The sequence below is a fragment of the Polaribacter sp. PL03 genome (assembly GCF_033875165.1).
Lineage (GTDB): Bacteria > Bacteroidota > Bacteroidia > Flavobacteriales > Flavobacteriaceae > Polaribacter.
Map to the genome: position 1 here is coordinate 2,886 of NZ_JAWZSV010000016.1, position 3,387 is coordinate 6,272.

Annotated in this window: 3 protein-coding genes; all 3 read left to right on the top strand. The window is 27.1% G+C overall.

From position 1 onward, the window contains the following. Positions 1–668 precede the first annotated feature (668 nt). The 3 genes from SHK09_RS15120 (at position 669) to SHK09_RS15130 (ending at position 3,157) form a co-directional block, all read left to right on the top strand. Positions 669–1,319: a hypothetical protein gene (locus SHK09_RS15120; RefSeq protein WP_319811627.1), complete on the top strand. Its 651-nt coding sequence runs from the start codon at positions 669–671 to the stop codon at positions 1,317–1,319. A 169-nt stretch (positions 1,320–1,488) separates the two neighbouring features. Then, complete coding sequence (locus SHK09_RS15125) at positions 1,489–2,154, top strand: hypothetical protein (protein ID WP_319811628.1); 666 nt, start codon at positions 1,489–1,491, stop codon at positions 2,152–2,154. A 148-nt stretch (positions 2,155–2,302) separates the two neighbouring features. Beyond that, the gene (locus SHK09_RS15130) at positions 2,303–3,157 is read left to right on the top strand and encodes a hypothetical protein (protein WP_319811629.1); all 855 of its coding nucleotides are present in this window, start codon (positions 2,303–2,305) and stop codon (positions 3,155–3,157) included. The last annotated feature ends 230 nt before the right edge of the window (positions 3,158–3,387 follow it).

A 3,387-nucleotide genomic window follows, 5' to 3' on the forward strand; every position in this document is an offset into this window, starting at 1 on the left:
TTTTTTCGTTGCTTGTAACAATTTCGTGATTAAAATAAAAAAAATTGCTAAATTAGTGCTTTAACAATGTTCGTTGCTTTTTTTAAGTTTGCTTCTGAATTTCGTTCCGAAATTCCTCGCACACTTAAAACGCAACTATTTTTATACACAAACGTTAGCTTCAATTGCTCAGAAATTTCCAAACGCTGAATTAAAACTCTTAAAAACATTGAATTTTTCTGTTTTTTAAGTTCACAAAAATGAAAATTGCGGAACACTCTCTCACTCGTCAGAATTTTCAAAATTGCGGAATTAAGTAAGTTTTCGGAAACTTTACTCAAACGGAATTGAAAATATTTGCGAAAGCAAAACGTTGAAATTTACTCAAACGAAAAACCAAAAATGCGGAATTTTTTCGCGTTTTTTTTTCGTAAAAAGTCTTTTAAAGTAAAAATGTGGGAAATCACTCAAATGCTGAAAAGTTGAAAACGCAAGCAAAACTTGTTTACTCAAATGTTTCGCAACAGAAGCTAACACAATATAAAAAAAATTGCTAAATTAGTGCTTTACCAAAGGCAGTTGCTTTTTTAAGTTTGCTTCTGAATTTCGTTCCGAAATTCCTCGCGCACTTAAAACGCAACTATTTTTATACAGAAACGTTGTGGTGCATATACCAAAAAAATGAAAAAATGAAAAATACACTTAAAATGTCCTTCGTAATAATCCTAACTCTATTAATTAATGGATGTGGGAAAGTTGAAAAAAAGGAACAAGAGTCAATTAAAAAAGAAACTGCCATAGTTCAAAGCGAATTTGGAAAATGGAAAACAAAAAATGATAGTCTTGGTGTTGAACTGAATACTAAAAAGTTCAATAATTGGAGTGATTTAGTTGAACGAGCTGAAAAGATTGTTTGTAATGACAGTATTCCAAAAATAACGTTAAGAACAAATAATGAAATTAGAACCATCTATTTTCATAATCCTTGTTGGAAAGACGATTCCTATAAAATTGTCAAGTCAAAAAATGTTATTGAAATTCATAATGACACAATTTTTAAACATAAAAAAGGAACTTTTCCTTTAGATAGTTTAAAAAGTGTTTTAAAAATGGACATTAACAATAATGGAATAATTCCTATGTTGAGTGAAAATTCAAAAAAACTAGTGATTTCTATTTCTTATGACAAGAAAAATGAATTTAAAAAACTGCTTGAAAATTTAGATAAATTAACCGAACAATATTATGGAATAACAAATAATACGGATATTAAAATATGGCTAACTGATAAAGAGTTTTTGAAACCACCAGCACTCAAAAAACAAATTGAAATTAAATAAAAAATACGCACCACAACACCGTATAAAATTAATTGCTGGCTTTTTGCTTATTTACGAAAGTCCAAACGGACTTTCTTGGTTCGTGTTTTATTTACTAAATTCAATGCTTGAAATACTCAACTAATCTTATACCAAAACGTTGGCATTAATTAAAAACTGAAAAACTAAATTGGGAGACATTTTAAAACATTTTATTGATTTAATAAAAGATAAAACCACTTCTTGGGGATTTAAAACTGCACTTTTCATTTCAGTAATCGGTTTGATTTTTGTTTCTGACTTTTATTTAGGTTTTAGTTATAATTATCATCTGAATAATAAAATAGAACAACTTGGAAAAATAAGTAGTTTAAAACAAAAATACACAACTGATTCTATAATATTAAATGGACTTTCTGAAATGGAAAGAAAAGTGTTTAATAATAAACATTATTCTGACAAATTATCTCGACTTTTTCTGAAAGACTCTATAAAATCTGAAACATCTGAAATTATAGACCAGAATAAACCAGCGAATAATACACCTAAAACTACTACGAAAAAACCCATACGTTCAATTTATTGGATGTCTATAACATCAAACTACTTATTAGTTATTATTTTACCTTTTTTGTTATTAATTCCGTTATTTAGTAAAGACGGAAGAACTTCTAATGCTATTGTTGGTTGGTTTGCTTCTTTAATAATGTTCGGAATTATTGGGTCAATAACAACTTGGATTTCATATCAAATCCCTTTAATATTGAATAATCCTATTTATAATTATGCTATGAATTTTTCTATTCATACTCTATTTTGGATTATAATTATAAAACTCGGAAAAGAAAAAAACTAATGCCAACACCGTATAAACTTTATTGCTGGTAATCGCTTACTTACGAAAGTCCTTTCAGACTTTCTTGGTTCGTGTTTTATTTACTAAATTCACTGCTTAAAACACGCAACAAAGCTTATACATCAACGTTGGCATTCATTAAAAAAAAATGAGAATATTATTTAAAATTTTATTAATATCATTAATGTTTGGTTGTACAAATCGAACTTCTCATTCTGACTCAAACGGAATAATAGACACATTAAAATACTCTTATAAAGGTTTTAATAATGGAGGAAGTCTTTATCTTTTAAATAATGGTAAATTTATTCATACAAAGTTTGTTTATGGATGTACAGGAGGAGGAGAAATCAAACAAATTTTTGGAGAATACAAACGAGAAAAATCAGTTTTAAAACTTAATGAAAAAAGAATTGAACTTGAAATACTTCCTTTAGGTTTCAATGAAAAGAGTGAAATTTTAAAACTAAATTTTGTCCCAGATTCATTAAAACTAAATAGTGAATTTAAAATCATTAATTGGAATAATTTTGAATATCTATTATCCGAAAATATTACAGAAGGTTGGAGTTTTAGAGAACTTAATGATTTTAATAGATTTTCCGATAATTATAATTCAGGCTATGAACCTGAAAATAGTGGAATGTATTTAAGGTTAAGAAAAGATAGTTTAATTACGAATGAACTATTAGATATAAATCAAATTCCAGAAAAGTGGAGAAAACTATTTCTTTTAAAACCTATTAGTTCAAAAATTATTGGATATTCTAAAAATCAAGAAATTATTGAAAATGAAGTTTATGAATATTGGATTGTTAAAATTGACAAAGGAGAAAAAGAAAAAGTAAGAAAATATATGGATTTTAAAAGAGAAAATGGAATTATGAATTTTACAATTGATTCCGTAACAAAAAATATGAGTTTTATTAAAATATATGATCATACATTTCAAAATCAAATGGATTTAAAAATTGGAGAAGAATTAAGAACAAAATGGAAATAAACGAAATGCCAACACCGTATAAACTTTATTGCTAGTTTTAGCTCACTTGGGAAATTCCTCCGGAATTTCGCCGTTCGTGATTTATTTACTAAATTCACTGCTTAAACTACGCAACAAAGCTTATACAACAACGTTATATTTCATTGCTCAAAAATCCAAAAATGCGGAATTGAAACTCTGAAAAACAAAAAAACTGAATATTTGTGGAACACTCTCTCGCTCGTTAGATT